The 19073-nt window shown below is 56.7% G+C and carries 20 protein-coding genes; 4 read left to right on the forward strand and 16 right to left on the reverse strand.

The genetic code is table 11. The features are described from left to right. Window position 1 precedes the first annotated feature (1 nt). The 4 genes from D8779_RS19820 to D8779_RS19835 all read right to left on the reverse strand — a co-directional run bounded on the left by D8779_RS19820 (window position 2) and on the right by D8779_RS19835 (window position 4800). The gene (locus tag D8779_RS19820) at window positions 2-859 is read right to left on the reverse strand and encodes a DUF3034 family protein (protein ID WP_136666332.1); all 858 of its coding nucleotides are present in this window, start codon (window positions 857-859) and stop codon (window positions 2-4) included. Beyond that, the gene (locus D8779_RS19825; RefSeq protein ID WP_136666333.1) at window positions 856-3198 is read right to left on the reverse strand and encodes a putative bifunctional diguanylate cyclase/phosphodiesterase; all 2343 of its coding nucleotides are present in this window, start codon (window positions 3196-3198) and stop codon (window positions 856-858) included. Before D8779_RS19825 ends, D8779_RS19820 begins: the two co-directional genes overlap by 4 nt. Beyond that, entirely contained in the window at window positions 3185-3859 is a 675-nt protein-coding gene (locus D8779_RS19830) for a methylamine utilization protein (protein ID WP_420875616.1), read from the reverse strand. The genes D8779_RS19825 and D8779_RS19830 overlap by 14 nt, the downstream gene beginning before the upstream one ends. Before the next feature lie 188 nt (window positions 3860-4047). Continuing rightward, entirely contained in the window at window positions 4048-4800 is a 753-nt protein-coding gene (locus tag D8779_RS19835) for a helix-turn-helix transcriptional regulator (RefSeq protein ID WP_136666334.1), read from the reverse strand. Between the two features lie 248 nt (window positions 4801-5048). On the opposite strand from D8779_RS19835, the gene D8779_RS19840 reads away from it, so the two are divergent. The 4 genes from D8779_RS19840 (at window position 5049) to cmoB (ending at window position 8178) form a co-directional block, all read left to right on the forward strand. Further along, window positions 5049-5762 (forward strand): hypothetical protein, encoded by a 714-nt coding sequence (locus D8779_RS19840; RefSeq protein WP_136666335.1) that lies wholly within the window; start codon window positions 5049-5051, stop codon window positions 5760-5762. A gap of 70 nt (window positions 5763-5832) precedes the next feature. Next, window positions 5833-6228, forward strand: a complete 396-nt coding sequence (locus tag D8779_RS19845; RefSeq protein WP_136666336.1) for a protease inhibitor I42 family protein — start codon at window positions 5833-5835, stop codon at window positions 6226-6228. A 208-nt stretch (window positions 6229-6436) separates the two neighbouring features. Next, window positions 6437-7213, forward strand: a complete 777-nt coding sequence (gene cmoA, locus D8779_RS19850; protein WP_136666387.1) for a carboxy-S-adenosyl-L-methionine synthase CmoA — start codon at window positions 6437-6439, stop codon at window positions 7211-7213. Then, on the forward strand, window positions 7210-8178 hold the full coding sequence (gene cmoB, locus D8779_RS19855; protein ID WP_136666337.1) for a tRNA 5-methoxyuridine(34)/uridine 5-oxyacetic acid(34) synthase CmoB: 969 nt from the start codon (window positions 7210-7212) through the stop codon (window positions 8176-8178). Before cmoA ends, cmoB begins: the two co-directional genes overlap by 4 nt. A gap of 76 nt (window positions 8179-8254) precedes the next feature. Here cmoB and pdxJ read toward each other — a convergent pair whose 3' ends face one another. The 12 genes from pdxJ to rpoE all read right to left on the reverse strand — a co-directional run bounded on the left by pdxJ (window position 8255) and on the right by rpoE (window position 18717). Continuing rightward, window positions 8255-9001, reverse strand: coding sequence for a pyridoxine 5'-phosphate synthase (pdxJ, locus tag D8779_RS19860; protein WP_136666338.1), 747 nt, complete (start codon window positions 8999-9001; stop codon window positions 8255-8257). Then, on the reverse strand, window positions 8994-9692 hold the full coding sequence (gene recO / locus D8779_RS19865) for a DNA repair protein RecO (protein ID WP_136666339.1): 699 nt from the start codon (window positions 9690-9692) through the stop codon (window positions 8994-8996). The genes pdxJ and recO overlap by 8 nt, the downstream gene beginning before the upstream one ends. A gap of 61 nt (window positions 9693-9753) precedes the next feature. Beyond that, window positions 9754-10656, reverse strand: a complete 903-nt coding sequence (gene era, locus D8779_RS19870) for a GTPase Era (RefSeq protein WP_136666340.1) — start codon at window positions 10654-10656, stop codon at window positions 9754-9756. Further along, entirely contained in the window at window positions 10649-11338 is a 690-nt protein-coding gene (gene rnc / locus D8779_RS19875; RefSeq protein WP_136666341.1) for a ribonuclease III, read from the reverse strand. Before rnc ends, era begins: the two co-directional genes overlap by 8 nt. After that, on the reverse strand, window positions 11335-11712 hold the full coding sequence (locus tag D8779_RS19880) for a DUF4845 domain-containing protein (RefSeq protein WP_136666342.1): 378 nt from the start codon (window positions 11710-11712) through the stop codon (window positions 11335-11337). The genes rnc and D8779_RS19880 overlap by 4 nt, the downstream gene beginning before the upstream one ends. Before the next feature lie 104 nt (window positions 11713-11816). Continuing rightward, window positions 11817-12671 (reverse strand): signal peptidase I, encoded by an 855-nt coding sequence (gene lepB, locus D8779_RS19885; protein WP_136666343.1) that lies wholly within the window; start codon window positions 12669-12671, stop codon window positions 11817-11819. A gap of 5 nt (window positions 12672-12676) precedes the next feature. Next, on the reverse strand, window positions 12677-14476 hold the full coding sequence (gene lepA / locus D8779_RS19890) for a translation elongation factor 4 (protein WP_136666344.1): 1800 nt from the start codon (window positions 14474-14476) through the stop codon (window positions 12677-12679). A gap of 147 nt (window positions 14477-14623) precedes the next feature. Beyond that, the gene (locus D8779_RS19895) at window positions 14624-16006 is read right to left on the reverse strand and encodes a DegQ family serine endoprotease (RefSeq protein ID WP_240789781.1); all 1383 of its coding nucleotides are present in this window, start codon (window positions 16004-16006) and stop codon (window positions 14624-14626) included. Window positions 16007-16089: 83 nt separating this feature from the next. After that, entirely contained in the window at window positions 16090-16545 is a 456-nt protein-coding gene (locus D8779_RS19900; RefSeq protein ID WP_136666346.1) for a SoxR reducing system RseC family protein, read from the reverse strand. Beyond that, window positions 16542-17489, reverse strand: a complete 948-nt coding sequence (locus D8779_RS19905; RefSeq protein WP_136666347.1) for a MucB/RseB C-terminal domain-containing protein — start codon at window positions 17487-17489, stop codon at window positions 16542-16544. Before D8779_RS19905 ends, D8779_RS19900 begins: the two co-directional genes overlap by 4 nt. A gap of 21 nt (window positions 17490-17510) precedes the next feature. After that, complete coding sequence (locus tag D8779_RS19910) at window positions 17511-18104, reverse strand: anti sigma-E factor RseA C-terminal domain-containing protein (protein WP_136666348.1); 594 nt, start codon at window positions 18102-18104, stop codon at window positions 17511-17513. Window positions 18105-18135: 31 nt separating this feature from the next. Next, entirely contained in the window at window positions 18136-18717 is a 582-nt protein-coding gene (rpoE, locus tag D8779_RS19915; protein ID WP_136666349.1) for an RNA polymerase sigma factor RpoE/AlgU, read from the reverse strand. Between the last annotated feature and the right edge of the window lie 356 nt (window positions 18718-19073).

Consider the following 19073-nt stretch of genomic DNA (forward strand, 5'->3'; position numbering starts at 1 on the left):
CCTAGAAACTCCCCTGCACGGACAGATACACGCCATCTTGATTATCCAGCGTGGCGATCTCGCCGAGGCGTGCATAAGCCAGCACCACGGCCAGATGCTTGTTGGGGAAATAGCCGAGAAACAGATCAGCCCAGTCACTCTCCCCAGCAAAGCTGAGGTTATCCGGTTTCTCGCGGTACTCCACACCCAACGCCCAACGCGGGTTGAACAAGACGGCCAACGAACCCTCTTTAAGCACAGAGTGGCGATCACGGCGATCACCGCCAAAACCAAGCAGCCCCAGTTCATTGGCACGACTGTAACGGACACCGCCATTAAGTAGCAGGTTGTAGCCAAAGGCACCGCCAAGGATCAAGCGGCTGGCGCTGATATAGCCTTCGGTGTCTTCACTACGCTGTGCGCCAATCAGGCTAGGGATCAGGAAATCCTTCTGCCGCTTGTGCTGAATACCCACTGACACCTGCGGCAGCTGCTCATAGATCAGGTCTCCGAACAGACGCACCTTTAGGCCAAAAACATCCTGACTTAGGCTGTTCTCTGGCAGATTGAGATTGTGCGCGAGCGTGCCCAAGTCAAAGCGCTGGCGCGCGTAGGACAGCTCAATACGGTTATCAAACGATGCACCAACGCCGGCCACATCCAGTCGGTAATCACCGGTTTCTACACGTGTGGCAAATACATCCGCGCCCCACTCGCCACGTTCGCCATAACCAGAAAGCACCGCCCAAGGTGTAATGCCACCACCCGCCGCCCCTTCGATACTGCTGGCGCCGCCGGTGGCCAACAAACGACCATCGGACCAGGCCAGATTGGTCAGCAAGCCAAGTAACAGCAAAACGGCGCGGGGCAAATTTGTCATGATTCATGCACCACGCTTGCGGCGGCGTGCCTGTGTAGCGCCATCCACGCTTCAAAGGCTTTGGCGGCCAAGGGTCGGCTGATCAAGTAGCCCTGGGCCGTGTCGCAATTCCAGCGCGTCAGCAGCAGTAAACTGCGTTCAAACTCGACGCCTTCAGCGACTACCTTTAGGCCCAAGCTGTGACTCATCTCGATGGTTGAGCGCACGATGACCGAGTCTTCGCTGCCGTCATCTAGATCCCGGATAAACGATTGATCGATTTTCAACTCTTGCACCGGCATGCGCTTGAGCTGAGCCAGGGACGAGTAGCCCGTGCCAAAGTCATCCACTGACAGGCTAATTCCGCAGTCACGCAGGCCATGCAACACCTGAAGAGCGACCTCGGGGTTGAGCATCACCCCGCTTTCGGTGATTTCGAAAATCAACTGCTCGGGTGACACGTGATAGTCGGTTAACAGTTTGCTAACTCGCCCCGGCAACTGCGGATCGAGCAGGTCTTCGGTTGAAATATTCAGCGACACCTGCACGTGCAAACCGCGCCCTGCCCATTCACACAACTGACGCATGACCTCCTCAATCACCCAGGTAGTCAGCAACTGGATGCTGCCGGTGCGTTCGGCCAGCGGAATAAACTCCCCAGGTGAAACCATGCCCAACTCAGGATGCTGCCAACGCAACAAGGCTTCCGCCTGGCGCACCTGACCGTCGGCAATATCCAGTTTTGGCTGATAGTGCAGCAGCAATTCAGCTTTGCCTGGGGCATGGCGCAGATCACGAATCAGACGGATCTGCCGCTGTTGAGCATCATCACGGCCGCGCTGGTAGACCTGCAAATGGCTGGCCATGCCCGCGGCATCCTGCATGGCGATGGTTGCCCGGCGCAGCAACTCTTCAGGAGCGTTACCATCTACTGGATAGCCGGCAATGCCGATACGGCACTCCAAGGCAAAATCATGGGTGCCTACGCGCAGAGGCTTGAGCAATAGTTGCTGCACCTTGTCGGCGATGGCGATCGCACTGTCGCTGTCGGTATTTTCCAGCAGCAAAAGAAACTCATCGCCGATGATCCGCGCGACACTATCACCTGGGCGCAAAACCGCCTGCAGCCGTCGACTCAGTTGTTGCAAGGCCAGGTCACCGCCTTCGGGGCCAAGGCTTTCATTAATCGCGCGGAAATTGGCAATTCCCAAATAAAGCAGCGCCGTAGAACGGCCGGCAGTGATGGCGCTGCCCAGACGTTCCAAGGCCAGAGTGCGGTTGGGCAAGCCGGTCAGCGGGTCATGCAGGGCATTGTGCGCCAGCTGTCGCTCACGCTCGGCGATGCCTTGTTGCATCGCCTTGAAGGCCATAGCCAAACGGCCCAACTCGTCACTGCGGCGTAGGTCCAAACTGACCAGATAATCACCCTGACGCACCCGCTCGGCGACAGCAGCCAGTTGTTTTACCGGTTGCGAGACTGAGCGCGCCAGCAATAAAGCGCCGCCCAGCGAAGCGCTCAACGCCACCAGAGCAATCAACAGAATGTTCTGATCAAGCGGTGCAAACGCCTGTTGCGCCTGACTCAAGGACTTGTGCAATAGCGCACGCACCTCAAAGCCGTCACCACTGGCCAGTACCAGGGCTTGATTGAGGTAGGATTCAGCTCCGATCAGGCTGACCGCATCACTCGCCAGTTCAGCCATGTTGTCTTGCAGCAGCTCAAGCTGTTGCGGTTGCAGGGTACTGATCCAGATATCAGCCACACCGGTCTGAGTCGCCAGCAGGGTCAAATCCAGGTGAGTCAACTCACGCAATTCGGCGGCGAACACATCGTCAACCTGAAAGCCCATCATCACCCGCGCAATGGGCAGTGGCGCGCTGACCGTGGCCTGCACCAGCAAGTAAATTTTGTCGGCAATCGGCATCAGAAATATTTGCACGCCTTCGCGCTGGCGCTGCATCACCTGAGTGCTCAAGCGTTCGGCAGTCTCACCACTGATTTGCCGGTCGCTGCTGATTTCCAGATTGCCATCCAGGCTCAGCATCATCACAGCACTGGCATTGATCCGCGCCCCATGATTAGCCAGCGCCGAACGAATAGTTTCAGTATCACCACTGGCCACAGCATCTTTGAAGCCAAAATCAGCAGCCAGTACCTGCACCGCGTCATGCAACTGTCGGCCGCGCACGTCGAGCAACTGCTGGAAAACCAGACTACCTACATCCAATTGCTCACGCGCTTGGCCGCGCACTGCCGCATTGGTCGCTGTTTGCACAGCCCCATAAAGCGCACCGATTACAACCAGCAACAGCAGTACCAGTACGCCGGCAATGCGCGCTTGAAAACTATTGCGCAGCATCGCGAGCCTTCTTGAACGCATCACCAAAGGCACTGGCCGGCGCACTCGGTGCTGCTTGGGCAGCGGGGGCCTGCATCGCCACGGTAAAGCGCTGTTGCTTAGCGGCTTCAGTCAACTGCAACTCTCCCGCCGCCTGCGGCAACATACCCGGCGCTTGTGGGTGCCAAAGGCTTGCTGTGTAGCTGCCCGCAGGTAGCTGATCGAGGGTCACACGCCCGTGTTCATCGCTGACGGCAAACCAAGGGTCGTCGGTGACATAGATGTAGCCCACCATCCAGTCGTGGATATTGCAACCGAGCACCACCACACCAGGGCTATCAAAGACTACCGGGGCACTTGGCGTGCCTTGGTACAGACGCAACTCAAAGCGCTTGGCCAGGGAAAAGGAATAGACGTGATGGCGGATATTGTCGCTATTAGGAAACGCCACAGACGTACCGCTGCGCACCGCCAATACAGTGGGTGCGAACTGCTGCGAACGTTGATCCATGATGGCTGTCCCTGGCTCAGCGACAGACCCTGTCGCACTGCGCAGGGTGAGCACGGCATTGGCCAGCGGCTGCCCTTGTTCATCCACCAATTCAGCCTGCAGGTTGCCAGCCTGTAGCGGCGTACTGAGCAGCCATACACTCAGTAACGAAAGCGCAAACGATAGATGCAGGTGCTTGTTTATCAAAGCGAGTCGTCCTCAGGTGCACACTTGACTATGAAAAGCATCCTTGCCCAAGCACAGCAAATGTCTCAGTGGTCGCAGCTTAGCTCGCCACGTGAAGAAGTTCACGTTTCGCCGCCCCCACCATACCGTTTATCGCCAGCAACCCAGTTAAGTCGCCCCACCTAATCGGGTACTTATTCGGCGCAGCGTAGACGCTTGGGAGTCAGACCAAGGTAGCGGCGCATGGCTGTGGTCAGGGCGCTCTGACTGGAAAAACCACACTCTTCAGCAATGCGGATCAGCGGTAAGCCGCTCTCGCGCAACAGGCGCACGGCACGGTCAAGGCGGGTTTTCAGTAAGTACTGATGCGGCGTCAGACCGACACAGTCTTTGAATTGCGCATGAAAATGGCTGGGACTGAGGCAAGCCACCTGCGCCAGTTCGGCCACACTGATGCGCCGCGCCAGGTGCTTGATAATGTAACTGTCCAGTCGCTCCACGTTCAGCGGTCCACTAGCACGTGCCTGGGGCTCACCGAACAGTCGCAAGTGCAAGGCGCGCAGCAATACCCCCCCCAACGCACGGGGCAGCAGCGGGTCAGAGCCGTAACGCTCAAGTTCTGCACCGGCATAACTCAATAGGTTTTGAAAATCAGCATCCAGTTGTGGATAACGCGGGGTATCGAACAAACGGGTCAGAAGCTGCAGGTCTTCACTGGAGGTGCCCTGCTCATCCAGATCAATGATCAACATGCGGTTAGCACCCATACCGGCAAACTGGTGATCGGCATCCCCCGGCACTAAGCAGGCGCGCATGCGACACACCTCGCCCCCACGACCATTGACCTCAAACTCAGCACGCCCTGCCAGCGACAATACCAGCTGGTGATGGTCATGAGTGTGTTCGTGGGCTTGGTCATCAAGACGAATCAGACGCGCATTGAACATTAAAGGTGCAACCCTGTATGACAGAGGTGCAACTTTAACCGTTTGCCCGGTAAAACTGCAGCCTGCACGACAAATGGGCGCCACGCGCCCCAAAAAATAGCCACCTACTTGAAAGCGCCCAAATACAGGGCAAACAGCCGACCTGTGATGCTGTGAAACCGCCTGAAATAGGGGCTTACGTCGCCTGGCAAGGGATTTGCTCAGTTCGCCAGCCCCTTGCGCATCGTTCGGGTTCAGGAAACCAGCTTATGGCTCTCAGCATTGCTCTCGCACTGGCATTGGCGTTATTACTCGCCGGCCACCACCTCAGCCAGCTCGCCGCCAAACGCCATCAGCAGCACCTTGGCGAGCTGCAAGGTGCATTGCTGCAACGGGCTATTGACCTGCTGCATAGCCTGCAAAAACACCGGGGCCTGGGTGCCCAGCAAGATTTACACAGCACCAGCCAGCGCAATGCCTTAGCCCGTCATCTCGACCAACTCTGGCTGAACTGGCCCGGCCCCAGCTTGCAACTCGCGCCACTGCAAGAGGACTGGCCTCGACTGCGCCGCAATCCGGCTGACTTTGCCGCTCACTGCCAGGTAATCGATGGCTTACTGGAGGTTATTACATTACTGGAAACACGCCTCTACCAGGCCGGAAACCTTCACGTTCAAGGCGTCACTCATGCGTGCCATGGCTTGGAAAACCTTGCCCGTCTACGCGGCTTGAGTGTGCGCGCCGCCAATTACAGCCAATGCCCCCAAGGCCTAAAAGAGCAAATTCAAAAGCTTTGTCTGGCACTGGAACAATCACCGGCCACCCCTCCCTTACAGAAGGTGCTGAAGCGCCTGGAAGATGAGTTGATCGACAGTCGCGAGGTGCGCCTGGCACCACAAGAGTGCTTTGCCTTACTCACGCCGCTGATCGACGAATGCGCTCAGCGTCTGCGTGGCCCACTGCACACGCCCCTCAAGGACTGAGCACACGTCTCTCCCACGGACCTGCCGCAACGGCTATGCTGGCAACCTCGACGTTCGCCAGGAGCTCACCATGCTTGCCCCCCGTTTTACAGTGGCGCTCAGCCTTGCACTGCTCGGTGCCTGCGCGCAAACCCCCAGCAGTGTCACCTTGGAAGAGAAGCAACAAAGCCAATGTCCGCTGTCGCTGCAGGTCGGCCAACAATTTATTCTGCGCCTGCCCAGTAACCCCACCACCGGCTTTCGTTGGCTGCTGCGCGACTCCGCCCCACAAGTACTGCAAAGCCTCGGACCTGAGGTTTATACCAACCCGGAAGACGCCGGCCTGGTGGGCAGCGCCGGGGTTTCCACCTGGCGTTTTCAGGTGGCCAAGGCCGGCTCAGGCCAACTCGCCCTGACCTATGAACGCCCATGGGAAGTCGGTGTAGTGCCCGCGCAACGGTTTAATTGCACACTTAACGCGCAGTAACGCTGGCGCGGCATTCTGCACAGGATCGACCTTGGGCGATGCACATTAACGAGCTTGCGCAGCAGCTGGCTGGGGTGATCGCTATCGCTGTTTGCGCATTTGATACCCAGGCAAATCCACGAGCCCAGCCCTCTTATTAGGCACCATGCGGCTGATTTCCGACCAATCGATGTAATCAGCGTTTGGCTATGGGCTGTACTTGGCTAAAATGCCGGGCTTTATCGATCAGTGCGCAACCAACGTGAGCAAACAGCCCGACCGTCTTTTCGCCCAACCCCTGGCCCAGGTCCCTGACTTCGCCTTTAACGAGGACGTGGTGCGGGTCTTTCCGGACATGATCAAACGCTCGGTACCGGGTTACCCGACCATTGTCGAGAACATCGGCGTGCTGGCCGGCCAGTTCGCCCAACCGCACAGCGTGCTCTATGACCTCGGCAGCTCGCTGGGTGCGGTGACCCAAGCCCTGCGCCGGCATGTGCAGATCGACGATTGCCGAGTCATCGCGGTGGACAACTCCAGCGCCATGGTCGAACGCTGCCGCGAGTACCTGCACGCGCAGGACTCGATGTTTCAGGAGCTATTGCCCGTCGAGGTGATCGAAGCCGATATCCTCAACCTAGAGCTGCAGCCCACCTCTTTGGTGGCGCTGAACTTCACCCTGCAATTTATTCAACCCGAACAGCGCCTCACGCTGCTCACCCGGATTCGCCAGGCCTTGCTACCCGGCGGGGCATTAATTCTTTCGGAGAAGTTGCGCTTCGAGGATAACCAGCAACATGAGTTACTGGGCGAGCTACACATCGCCTTCAAGCGCGCCAACGGCTACAGCGAACTGGAAATTGCCCAGAAACGCAGCGCCATCGAAAAAGTCATGCTTCCCGATAGCCTTGAGCAACACCGCGAACGCTTGCTGGCCGCAGGATTCAGCCAGGTGGTGCCGTGGTTCCAGTGCCTTAATTTCGCCTCATTGATTGCCCTGCCATGATTAATCGTCTTGATCTCGACGCCCTGCAAGCGGCACTTGCCGGCACGCCACTGCAAGACTGGTCCGCCGACTTACCCGGGCAAATCGACGCCAAACTGGCGATCGGCCACGGTGACTTACAACGCTGGTACGGCGCGGTGCAGGCGCTACCCGCACTGGACATCAAGCAGCTGGATTTACTGCACAGCTTCTGCCTCAACGGCCACTGCGATGAGCCTACGCGCGCCGCGCTGAAAACCGCGTTACAGGGCCTGATCCCTTGGCGCAAAGGGCCGTTTCATCTGTTTGACGTACACGTCGACACCGAATGGCGCTCGGACTGGAAGTGGCAACGGGTTGCCCCTTATTTGGACTTGAAGGGCAAACGCGTACTGGATGTCGGCTGCGGCAATGGCTACTACATGTGGCGCATGCTTGGCGCCGGCGCAGACAGCGTAGTCGGCATCGACCCCAACTGGCTGTTTCTCTGCCAGTTCCTGGCCATGAAAAACTACCTCCCCGACCTACCGGCCTGGCACCTACCGCTGGCGTTCGAGGAGCTGCCGGGCAAGCTGCAAGGCTTCGATACGGTGTTTTCCATGGGCGTGCTGTACCACCGCCGCTCGCCTATCGATCACCTGATTGATCTCAAGGATTGCCTGGTCAAAGACGGCGAGCTGGTGCTGGAAACCTTGGTGGTGGAAGGCGATGCTCAGCAGGTGCTGGTGCCAGAAGATCGCTACGCACAGATGCGCAACGTTTGGTTCCTGCCTTCGGTACCGGCCTTGGAGTTGTGGCTGCTCCGCGCCGGCTTTGTCGATGTGCGCTGTGTGGATGTCAGCACCACCAGTGTTGACGAACAGCGCTCGACTGAATGGATGCGTTTCCAGTCGCTGCCTGAGTTTCTCGACCCGGCTGACCATAGCCGTACCGTCGAAGGCCTGCCTGCGCCGAGCCGCGCAGTGCTGATCGCCCGCAAACCCTGATGTAGGGTGGATGGTGCTCTACCCATCCACCGCCCTGGTGGATGAAAACAGCATCATCCACCCTACGGGCTTGGATTTAGCCGCGCCCCGAAGCCGCAACTATCAACTGTTTCATCTCCACCACCGCCTGTTTGAAACCAACAAACAGCGCATGCGCCACCAACGCGTGACCGATGTTCAGCTCGTTGATCCCGGCAATCGCCGCCACCGGCTCGACGTTGTGGTAATGCAGGCCATGGCCGGCATTGACGATCAAACCATGGGCTAAACCGCACGCTACACCGTCGCGAATCCGCGCCAATTCACGCGCCGCCTCTTCAGGGCTGTGCGCATCGGCATAACGACCGGTATGCAACTCAATAGCCGGCGCACCCACGCGTTTGGACGCCTCAATCTGCTGCGCATCAGGGTCGATAAACAGCGACACCTCACAACCGATTTTGCTCAGGCGCTCAACCGCGGCGCGAATCCGCGCTTCCTGCCCAGCCACATCAAGGCCACCCTCGGTGGTCAATTCCTGACGAGTTTCCGGCACCAGGCACACATGTTCAGGACGGATACTTTCAGCAAATGCGAGCATCTCTTCGGTGACGCCCATCTCGAAGTTCATCCGCGTCTGCATAACCTCCTTGAGCAGGCGCACATCACGCTCCTGGATATGCCGACGGTCTTCACGCAGGTGCACGGTAATTCCATCGGCACCAGCCTCTTCAGCGTCCAGCGCGGCCTTGACTGGATCTGGATAACGGGTGCCACGGGCCTGGCGCAAAGTGGCCACATGGTCGATGTTTACTCCCAGCAGAATACGATTGGCATCAGTCACGGTTCGGCTCCTTGAGCGTCATAAACAGTTCGCGGCTGACCAGCGGTCGTCCGCCTAAATGAGGAGCCAAGGCCTGACGCATCAGGCGCTTGGCAGCGGCCAAAGCACCCGGCGTTGTCCAGTCGGCCTCAGCCATGGCCAGCAACTCGATCCCGTGAAAAACCCCAGGTTGCAAATGCCCAACCGGCACCAAGCCGGTTTCGGTTTGCAGTCGATACAGGCCTGTTTCGGCGATGGGTTGGCCTTCGCTGTCCAGATTCAGGGCAAAACCATAGCCCAGCTCATCCAGCAAACGCCACTCAAAAGAACGCAGCAACGGCTCCAAGGCACGACCTTCAGCCAAGGCCAATACTGTCATGGCGTAATGTTCAAAGACGGCCGGATGCGGCGCTTCAGCAGGGAGTAAGCGAATCAGCAATTCGTTAAGGTAGATACCACTGAACAGGGCCTCACCAACCAACAGATTGGGGATACCAGCAGGCTCAAGGCGGCCAACGTTTTTCAGTTCGCCACGCCCTCGAAACTCAACTTCCAGCGGAATAAACGGCCGCGCCAGGCTACCGGCTTTACCGCGCGCGCCACGCAACACTGCGCGCAACCGCCCCTGGGGCGTGAGGAAGTCCACTAGCGCACTGCTTTCACGGTAAGCGCGGCTGTGCAGTACATAGGCAGGCTGACTGTCTGCAAGCATGGCCAGTGGTTACTCGAAGTGGCGGGCGTATACGTGGGCGCAAAGGCACGCCCACTCAACGTTAGATGTTGTCGTAACCAAGCGAGCGCAAGGCGCGCTCATCGTCCGACCAGCCACTTTTGACCTTAACCCAGAGGTTGAGCATGATTTTGGAGTCGAACATCACTTCCATATCCTTGCGCGCCTCTTGGCCGATGCGCTTGATGCGCTCGCCCTTGTCGCCAATGATGATCTTCTTCTGCCCGTCACGCTCAACCAGAATCAGCGCATGGATATGCAGGATGCGTCCATCACGCTTGAATTCCTCAATTTCCACGGTGATTTGGTACGGCAACTCGGCCCCCAGCTGACGCATGATCTTTTCACGAACCAGCTCGGCGGCGAAGAAACGGCTGGAACGGTCGGTGACCTGATCTTCCGGGAAGAAATGCACGCCTTCCGGCAAGCGCTCGCCCACCAGTTTTTCCAGAGTATCGAGGTTATGCCCATGCTGGGCCGATACCGGCACGATCTCAGCATTTGGCAACTGGGTAGCCAGCCACTCCAGATGCGGCATCAGATCAGCCTTATCCTCAACGCGATCGGTTTTGTTGATCGCCAGAATCACCGGGCCCTCAACGTATTGAATACGTTCCAGTACCATCTGGTCTTCATCGGTCCAACGGGTGCGATCGACCACAAAGATCACCACGTCGACATCTTTCAGCGCCGACGAGGCGTTCTTGTTCATATAACGATTGAGGGCTTTCTCGTTGTTCTTGTGCAGGCCAGGGGTGTCGACATAGATCGCTTGCACCTCACCCTCGGTCTTGATCCCGAGCATGTTATGCCGCGTGGTTTGCGGCTTGCGCGAAGTGATTGCCAGCTTCTGCCCAAGGATGTGGTTAAGCAAGGTCGACTTACCCACGTTGGGCCGGCCGACGATGGCGACATAGCCACAGCGTGTAACAGGTAAATCAGTCATTGCCATTCTCCACACCTAGGGCGATCAGCGCGGCAGCGGCTGCCACCTGCTCGGCAATACGCCGGCTAGCACCCTGCCCTAGGGTTTTATCATTCAATAAGGTGACCTGGCACTCGACCACAAATGTCCGGCAATGCGGATCACCCTGGATATCCGCCACGTCATAGCGCGGCAGCTCACAGCCGCGCGATTGCAGAAATTCCTGCAACCGGGTTTTCGGATCCTTGTTGGTGTCGACCAAGGTCAAACTGTCCAACTCGGTGGTCAACCAAGCCAGCACTCGCTCGCGGGCCGCGTCCATACCGGTGTCCAGATATATAGCCCCGATCAGGGCCTCAAGTGCATCAGCAAGAATCGACTCGCGACGAAAACCGCCGCTCTTCAACTCGCCGGAACCAAGACGTAGGTACTCACCCAGATCAAAACCACGGGCCAGAATCGCCAGGGTTTCGCCCTTGACCAAGCGTGCACGCAACCGCGACAACTGCCCTTCGCGCGCCAGCGGAAAGCGCTGGAACAGCGCTTCGCCGGCCACAAAGTTGAGGATGGCATCACCGAGAAACTCTAGGCGCTCATTATTGCGCCCAGCAAAACTGCGGTGAGTTAGGGCCAGAATCATCAGTTCCTGGTCCTTAAAGGTATAACCGAGCCGCCGCTCGAGACGGGCTAACGATGCACTCACGGCATACGCACGCGGAATTCTTTATCGAAACGCACTACCAGATCGATATTTTGGATTAAGGGTTCGCGTTTTTCGTACTTCAGGTGTACACGAAATTCGTTGTTTTCGACTTTTACTTTAATCGCGTCCTGCATATTCAAATCTCGGATGCTGTTGACCTGCATCCCCTTGCTGATATGGCTATAGAAGTCGCCAACTGTTCGAACATCGAGCGCTTTATCAGTCTCAACAGAGGTAATCATTTTTTCCAGCGCCATATTATCGAAATAATGCGGCAGCACCTTGAATGCTGCGCTGGCAAAAAAAGCAACAACAGTCAGCATCATCAACCAACCAAGAATCGATATTCCCTTCTGTGAATGCGCAGATTTCATATTTGTCCCCAAGTTCGAGTGTTGTGAAAGCCATTACGGCTGGAGGCAAGACTATATATAGCCTGCAACGCTGCATGTAACAGCGTCGCAGATTTATCGTCAGGTCAGTGAATCAGGCCGACGCGGGAAAAGTTGGGCAAGTTCCGCGACTTCGGATCGGGCCAGCTCATCCAGATAGCAAAGGCTTTGCCAACGATATTCTGATCCGGGACCATGCCCAGCAGCGGCTTGGGAATGGAAGGATCATTCCAGTAGCGACTGTCATTAGAGTTATCGCGGTTATCGCCCATCATGAAGAAATGCCCTTGCGGCACCACCCACTCACCACCCGGCTCAAGCCGATAACGCTGCATCTCCTTACGAATCTGGTGCTCTGCTTCACCAAGTTTTTCGCTATACAGCGTCGCGCTGCCCAGGCTGCCAGGTTCGTCGCCAATCAACTGCTGAGCCACAGACTCGCCATTGATGGTAAGGCGTTTGTCACTGCTGTAAGCAATACGGTCGCCGGCCAAGCCCACCACCCGCTTGATGTAGTTGATGTTAGGATCGCTGGGATAGCGAAACACCATCACATCACCACGCTGTGGCTCACCGACTTCAATCACTTTGGTGTCCAACACGGGCAAACGAATGCCGTAGGCAAACTTGTTAACCAGAATGAAATCACCCACTTCCAGAGTCGGTTTCATCGAGCCGGATGGAATCTGAAAAGGCTCGACCAAAAACGAACGCAACACCAGCACAATCGCCAGCACCGGAAAGAACGACTTGCCGTACTCGACCAACAGAGGTTCTTTATTCAGACGATCAACCACCGCCTCATCAGGCTCGCTGACCTGACCGTGATAGGTACTGATCGCTGCTCGCCGGCGCGGGGCCAGAAAGATCAAATCGAACAACGCCAGGGCGCCACAGACGGCGACCGCGATAACCAGTAACAGCGGAAAATTGATCGACATAAGGTTTAACTATCCAACCTGAGTACAGCAAGGAAGGCTTCCTGCGGGATTTCCACATTACCGACCTGCTTCATGCGTTTCTTACCGGCCTTCTGCTTTTCTAGCAGCTTGCGTTTACGGCTGACGTCACCGCCGTAGCATTTGGCCAATACGTTTTTACGCAGCGCTTTGACCGTAGTCCGCGCAACGATCTGCCCACCAATAGCAGCCTGAATCGCCACATCAAACATTTGCCGAGGAATCAGCTCTTTCATCTTCTCGGTCAATGCACGACCTTTGTAGTGGGCGTTGTCACGGTGCACGATCAACGCCAAGGCATCGACCTTCTCACCATTAATCAGTACATCCAACTTAACCAGATTGGCCGATTGATAGCGATCAAAGTGATAGTCCAGCGAGGCATAACCGCGGCTGGTGGATTTAAGGCGGTCGAAGAAGTCCAACACCACTTCGTTCATCGGCAAATCGTAAGTCACCTGCACCTGAGAACCGAGGAACAACATGTCGTGCTGTACGCCACGTTTCTCGATGCACAGGGTAATCACGTTACCCAGATGCTCCTGAGGCACCAGGATATTGGCACGCACGATCGGCTCGCGCATATCTTCAATTGCTGACAGGTCGGGAAGTTTCGACGGGTTATCGACGTAAATCGTCTCACCGGTCTTGAGCAACAATTCGAAAATCACCGTCGGAGCGGTGGTGATCAGGTCCAGGTCGTACTCGCGTTCCAGACGTTCCTGAATGATCTCCATGTGCAGCATACCGAGGAAGCCACAACGAAAGCCAAAGCCCAATGCATCCGAGCTTTCCGGGGTGTACTGCAAGGAGGAGTCGTTCAACGTGAGCTTTTGCAGGGCCTCACGGAAGTCCTCGAAATCATCGGAGCTGACCGGGAACAGGCCGGCATAAACCTGCGGCTGAATACGCTTGAAGCCCGGCAATACATCAACATCAGGCGTCGAACTCAAGGTCAGGGTGTCGCCCACAGGGGCCCCGTGAATATCCTTGATGCCGGCAATGATAAAGCCCACCTCACCCGCTTTGAGATCAGCAGTGGCGGTGTGCTTGGGGTTGAACACACCCACACTGTCGACCAGGTGAATCTTGCCGGTGGATTTCACCAACACTTTGTCACCTTTCTTAATCCGCCCATGGCGCACACGCACCAAGGAAACCACGCCCAGGTAGTTGTCAAACCAAGAATCGATGATCAAGGCTTGTAGCGGATCTTCGATATTGCCGGTTGGCGCTGGAATGATCTGCACCAAGCGCTCAAGCACCTCATCGACACCCAGGCCGGTCTTGGCGCTGCAGGTCACTGCATCGGTGGCATCAATGCCGATGATCTTCTCAATCTCTTCTTTGACTCGGTCTGGATCGGCTTGCGGCAAGTCGATCTTGTTCAGCACCGGCATGACTTCAAGGCCCTGCTCGATAGCCGTGTAGCAGTTGGCAACCGATTGCGCTTCAACACCTTGGCCCGCATCGACCACCAGCAGCGCACCTTCACAGGCGGCCAGCGAGCGGCTGACTTCATAGGTGAAGTCGACGTGGCCGGGGGTATCAATAAAATTCAACTGATAGGTAACGCCGTCACGGGCTTTGTAATACAGCGTGACGCTGTGCGCCTTGATGGTGATACCGCGCTCGCGTTCGAGATCCATGGAATCCAGTACCTGGGCTTCCATTTCACGATCGGCCAAGCCGCCACACATCTGGATAAAACGGTCAGCCAGGGTCGACTTGCCGTGGTCAATGTGGGCGATGATGGAGAAATTGCGGATATGACTCAAATCACTCACGGATCAACACTCGAAAAGGTCGCAGGCGACTGCCCGCCGAAAATAGCCGCGAAGTGTACCCGAAAGCCACCTTGCACGTCATCAAGGCCGCGAAGCAGCACAATGGAAAAGGGCGACCGAAGTCGCCCTTTCACCCAACTAACGTCGTTAATCGGCCAGTTTGAAGGTGATAAAACTGGCGCGCCCCTGACGCAACACGCGCATCGAGACAGAACGATTTTTCGGCAGCGCCTGTGCCACCTCAGTAAAAGTCTTGGCAGAATTGATCGCTTGATTGTTCAGGTGGGTAACCACATCGCCCGGACGCAAGCCAATCAGAGCCGCAGGCCCCTCCTGCACCTCGGAGATCACCACCCCCCCATTCAAATCAAGACCCTTCTTCTGCTCAGCGGTCAGCTCAACCACTTTGACACCCAGACGATTGCTGCTGCGCTCAACCCCTGAGGCGGTGTTGCCTGCCAAGGTTTCGCCATCCTCAGGCAGCGCACCAATGGTCAACCGCAACTTCTTGCGTGCGCCATCACGCACCACGTCCAACTCGGCAGTGGTGCCAGGCTTAAGCGCACCAACCAGATGCGGCAAATCGGCAGACATGATGATCGACTTGCCGTCCAAACTGAGGATGACATCACCGACCTGTAAGCCACCCTTGGCGGCAGGCCCCTCCTCCAGCACTTGGGCTACCAGCGCACCAGCTGGTTTATCCAGACCAAACGACTCCGCCAGATCCTTGTTCACTTCCTGAATAACCACACCCAACCAGCCACGACTGACCTTACCGTCCGACTTAAGCTGATCAGCCACATCCATGGCCACACTCATGGGGATCGCAAACGACAGACCCATAAAGCCGCCGGAACGGGTGAAAATCTGCGAGTTGATACCGACCACTTCACCTGCCAGGTTGAACAACGGGCCACCAGAGTTACCCGGATTGATCGCCACGTCAGTCTGAATGAACGGCACATAGCTCTCGTTCGGCAGACTACGGCCTTTAGCACTGACAATCCCGGCAGTTACCGAGTGATCAAAACCGAAAGGTGAGCCGATCGCCAAAACCCACTCGCCCACTTTCAACTCTTCGGACTTACCTAGTTTGACGGTCGGCAGGCCTGAACCCTCAACCTTGAGCAACGCCACATCGCTGCGCGGGTCAGCACCAATCAATTTGGCTTCCAACTCACTGCGGTCAGAGAGGCGCACGATAATCTCATCGGCGTCAGCCACCACATGGTTGTTGGTCAGCACATAACCATCAGCAGAAATGATAAAGCCCGAGCCTAGCGACTGAGCCTCACGCTGACGACCGCCACTTGGTGCGCGCGGCACTTGAGGTATGTTGCGCTCGAAGAACTCCCGAAACATCGGCGGCAGGCCTTCCAAATCAGGCACATTGAGCTGGCCACTGCCAGCCACCGCACGATCCGGCATCTTTTGCCGGGTACTGATATTGACGACCGCCGGTGATGCTTGCTCAACCAGCTCGGTGAAATCCGGCAAGCTCGCTTGAGCAAACAATGTTTGCCCCATCAGCAGCACAGCAAATAACCCACTAAAAGAAGATTTCAGACCAAGCTTCGACATACAACTCCCCATCTAGGTCAGCAAAAGTCTCAAAAAGCTGTCGCGGCGCCCGCAAGCAAGGCACGCAACACTATAGGTTGTAACGCCGGATCACCGGCCGTAATACGGCTGCGCCAGCGCACCGCGCAGCAGGCAAGCAGAAACCCGAGCAATGCACCGAGTATCACCCAAGGCTCACTTGCACCCATTTGCTCAACCAAGACAGCGGCGCTAAATAATCCGAGCAATGGCAGCAGATAAACCAGTAAGGAACCGCGAACTAGCAGGTCTTCACGCACGCCGATCATGACCGCATCACCAACACGCAGCTGCAGATTAGACAGCGCACGCACGTAACCACGCCGACTACTGGCACCGATCTGCTCAAGCAGGCCTTGGCCACAACCGGCTTTAACCGAACAACTGGAACAGGTGCTTTTACGTAACGTTTCAACCCAGACTGCACCTGGCTCAACCGCTACAACACGCCCCTGCTCCTCAATCACGGCACCACCTCGGCTGTAGAGCGCATCGACAAGGCCACGCGCTCTGCCGTTCCTAAGGGTATTTCGCCCACCACAGTGACCATGACATCACCGTCATCGGCCTTCAGGCGTCGTGAAACAACCACAGTCGGGCCAAGCTGGGTGCGAACATCCTCAACTGTAGCGCCGCGCAACGGTTCCATAAATACGGAAAAACGTACCAGACCATCGCCATAAACCTGGCAGGCCACTGGTTCAGTCGATGCGGGACTGCGACGCTGGGTAACCGAATTCAAGCTAAACCCTGGTGGCAACCAGTCCGAGTGCCAAGCCTCAACCGCCTTCACCTGCATGGGCTGTAACCGCACGGGTCGGCACCCTGCCCCCGGCTCCAAACTTGAGTCCGCAGGCGTATCGGTTTGCAATTGAGTGAACTGCAAACGCTCCAGCAGCTGCCCCTTATCGCTCACCAACAAGGATTTCAACGGCAAGCCTGTTTGCTGATCAAGGTGCAGCTCAATGCCATAACGATGCTGATCACGCGGCACCAACGCCAATACACTGGCAGCTCGTCCAGCCACGCGCGATTTACCCAGCACACGCAGCTCATACCACTCGCCTAACTGCTCTGCATCTAACGCCCTAGTGGGCCACAGTTGGCTATCGATCAATTGGTCAGCCAAGGCACCGCTGGCACACTGCACTTGACCATCAACGCGTAACACTTCCTGCGCCGAGCCATCCAGCTGCAGCAAGCGCTCACGCAATGCGCCGCCCTCGCCAACGCGATGCCAGACGCTGTGCGTCGAGAAGCTTCCATTACGCTCATAGACAAAGGTGCCTTGAAAGCTTTGAGTGCGCTCAGCATCTGCCAAACGCTGCAACAAAGCCGCCCCCTCATCAGCAGCAACAGGCAATGCCAGCCAGCTACCCAGCAACAGGGCGCCAAAAGGAATAAAGCGCATGCGATTCCTTAACAACGGCGGTTAGCGGGTTTCCAAGCTGGCGGCGCGCGCATAAGGCAGCGCACCTTCACTGGTGCTCATTGCCGCTTGCTGCGCATGCTGACGTAAATAGGCCGGCAGACGCTGCTCATGCCAGCCCGGCTGGCCCTGACCTACAGCGCTGGCCGTTGGCGTGGCTTGCTCTGCAGACGTATTAAAGCCTGCCAGCATGGCTGGACCGCTGACCTGAGGAATGTTCAGTACCGGTTGATTAGCCTGCTGAGCCAATTGCGCACCGGTAATGTCGTCTTGATTATAGAGGCGTACACCTGCCAGCACGGCCACGGTGACAGAAGCTGCAACAGCCAGACGACCTACGGTGCGCCAAGGGCCGCGCTGTATTTGCTGCGCAACCGGGGCAGCATCGTCAGCCAGAGCTGCAGAGACGGCAGCGGCAATATCCAGGCGCGGCTCCAGCAATTCTTTATGCATAACTGCTCGGGCGATTTGGTAGCGCGACCAGGTTGCGCGCAACTCAGGGTCATCACTGGCCGCCAGCACTCGCCTTAGTTCAAGTTCATCCGCTTGGTTGTCCATAACCGCGGACAGCGATTCCTGCAGGGTTTCACGACTCATGGCGGTTCCTCTCTTGGCTGACGCCGCTGTCTCAGACTTCCTGCAACAACGGTTGCAGGGATCTATCAATGGCTTCACGCGCTCGAAAAATTCGCGAGCGCACAGTGCCGACTGGACATTGCATGACACTGGCAATGTCCTCGTAACTAAGACCATCAAATTCACGCAAGGTTAGGGCTGTGCGTAAATCTTCCGGCAATTGCTCAATACTGCGGTGCACAGTGCTTTCGATCTCATCGCGCAGCAGCAGACGCTCTGGCGACTCGATATCCTTGAGCGCATGGTCACCGTCATAAAACTCGGCATCTTCGGCACTCACATCACTGTCTGGCGGTCGCCGACCGCGCGACACCAGATGGTTCTTCGCCGTATTAATGGCGATACGGTAAAGCCAGGTATAAAACGCACTGTCGCCGCGAAAATTACCCAATGCGCGGTATGCCTTGACGAAGGCTTCCTGCGCCACATCCTGTGCTTCATGGGTGTCATGCACGAAACGCACGATCAACCCGAGAATCTTGTGCTGATACTTGAGCACCAATAGATCAAATGCACGCTTGTCGCCACGCTGTACGCGCTCGACCAGCTGCTGATCATCTTCCTGGGTTAGCATGAAAACTCCTCATAAGTGTTGAAGGAGCGAAACGCCAACCTGTGCATCGGTCTGCCAAAGTAGACTTGGGCATTGCGCAAAAGTTCGCTCCTTCAAACAAGCTTCCTGCAGAATACTTAAAAGTACTGCACGGAATGGTGCAGCAAGAGGGCTCCCGTGCTGCACAAATAATCTGACTCGCCCGCAGGCTAGACAACAACGCTGCAAGCCGTTGTGGAAATGCCAAACCGTGGCAAATTTCCATTTAAACAACCGCCTATGGAACGCGAAACACTTAAAAAGTTCCCGAGCAACACACTTGGTCATAAGGCGGCTATTGTGCCGATCACCCCCTCTATATACTAGTGGCCGCTTTT

The organism is Pseudomonas leptonychotis (assembly GCF_004920405.1).
GTDB lineage: Bacteria > Pseudomonadota > Gammaproteobacteria > Pseudomonadales > Pseudomonadaceae > Aquipseudomonas > Aquipseudomonas leptonychotis.

What these genes read in the sequence shown, in the direction of transcription:
- era (WP_136666340.1), bottom strand. Translation starts at nt 10,656, where the DNA reads ATGACTGATTTACCTGTTACACGCTGTGGCTATGTCGCCATCGTCGGC.
- D8779_RS19895 (WP_240789781.1), bottom strand. Translation starts at nt 16,006, where the DNA reads ATGGGGCAAACATTGTTTGCTCAAGCGAGCTTGCCGGATTTCACCGAG.
- D8779_RS19880 (WP_136666342.1), bottom strand. Translation starts at nt 11,712, where the DNA reads ATGAAATCTGCGCATTCACAGAAGGGAATATCGATTCTTGGTTGGTTG.
- D8779_RS19825 (WP_136666333.1), bottom strand. Translation starts at nt 3,198, where the DNA reads ATGCTGCGCAATAGTTTTCAAGCGCGCATTGCCGGCGTACTGGTACTG.
- D8779_RS19820 (WP_136666332.1), bottom strand. Translation starts at nt 859, where the DNA reads ATGACAAATTTGCCCCGCGCCGTTTTGCTGTTACTTGGCTTGCTGACC.
- rpoE (WP_136666349.1), bottom strand. Translation starts at nt 18,717, where the DNA reads ATGCTAACCCAGGAAGATGATCAGCAGCTGGTCGAGCGCGTACAGCGT.
- D8779_RS19835 (WP_136666334.1), bottom strand. Translation starts at nt 4,800, where the DNA reads ATGTTCAATGCGCGTCTGATTCGTCTTGATGACCAAGCCCACGAACAC.
- lepB (WP_136666343.1), bottom strand. Translation starts at nt 12,671, where the DNA reads ATGTCGATCAATTTTCCGCTGTTACTGGTTATCGCGGTCGCCGTCTGT.
- recO (WP_136666339.1), bottom strand. Translation starts at nt 9,692, where the DNA reads ATGCTTGCAGACAGTCAGCCTGCCTATGTACTGCACAGCCGCGCTTAC.
- D8779_RS19840 (WP_136666335.1), top strand. Translation starts at nt 5,049, where the DNA reads ATGGCTCTCAGCATTGCTCTCGCACTGGCATTGGCGTTATTACTCGCC.
- cmoB (WP_136666337.1), top strand. Translation starts at nt 7,210, where the DNA reads ATGATTAATCGTCTTGATCTCGACGCCCTGCAAGCGGCACTTGCCGGC.
- cmoA (WP_136666387.1), top strand. Translation starts at nt 6,437, where the DNA reads ATGCCGGGCTTTATCGATCAGTGCGCAACCAACGTGAGCAAACAGCCC.
- D8779_RS19910 (WP_136666348.1), bottom strand. Translation starts at nt 18,104, where the DNA reads ATGAGTCGTGAAACCCTGCAGGAATCGCTGTCCGCGGTTATGGACAAC.
- D8779_RS19905 (WP_136666347.1), bottom strand. Translation starts at nt 17,489, where the DNA reads ATGCGCTTTATTCCTTTTGGCGCCCTGTTGCTGGGTAGCTGGCTGGCA.
- D8779_RS19845 (WP_136666336.1), top strand. Translation starts at nt 5,833, where the DNA reads ATGCTTGCCCCCCGTTTTACAGTGGCGCTCAGCCTTGCACTGCTCGGT.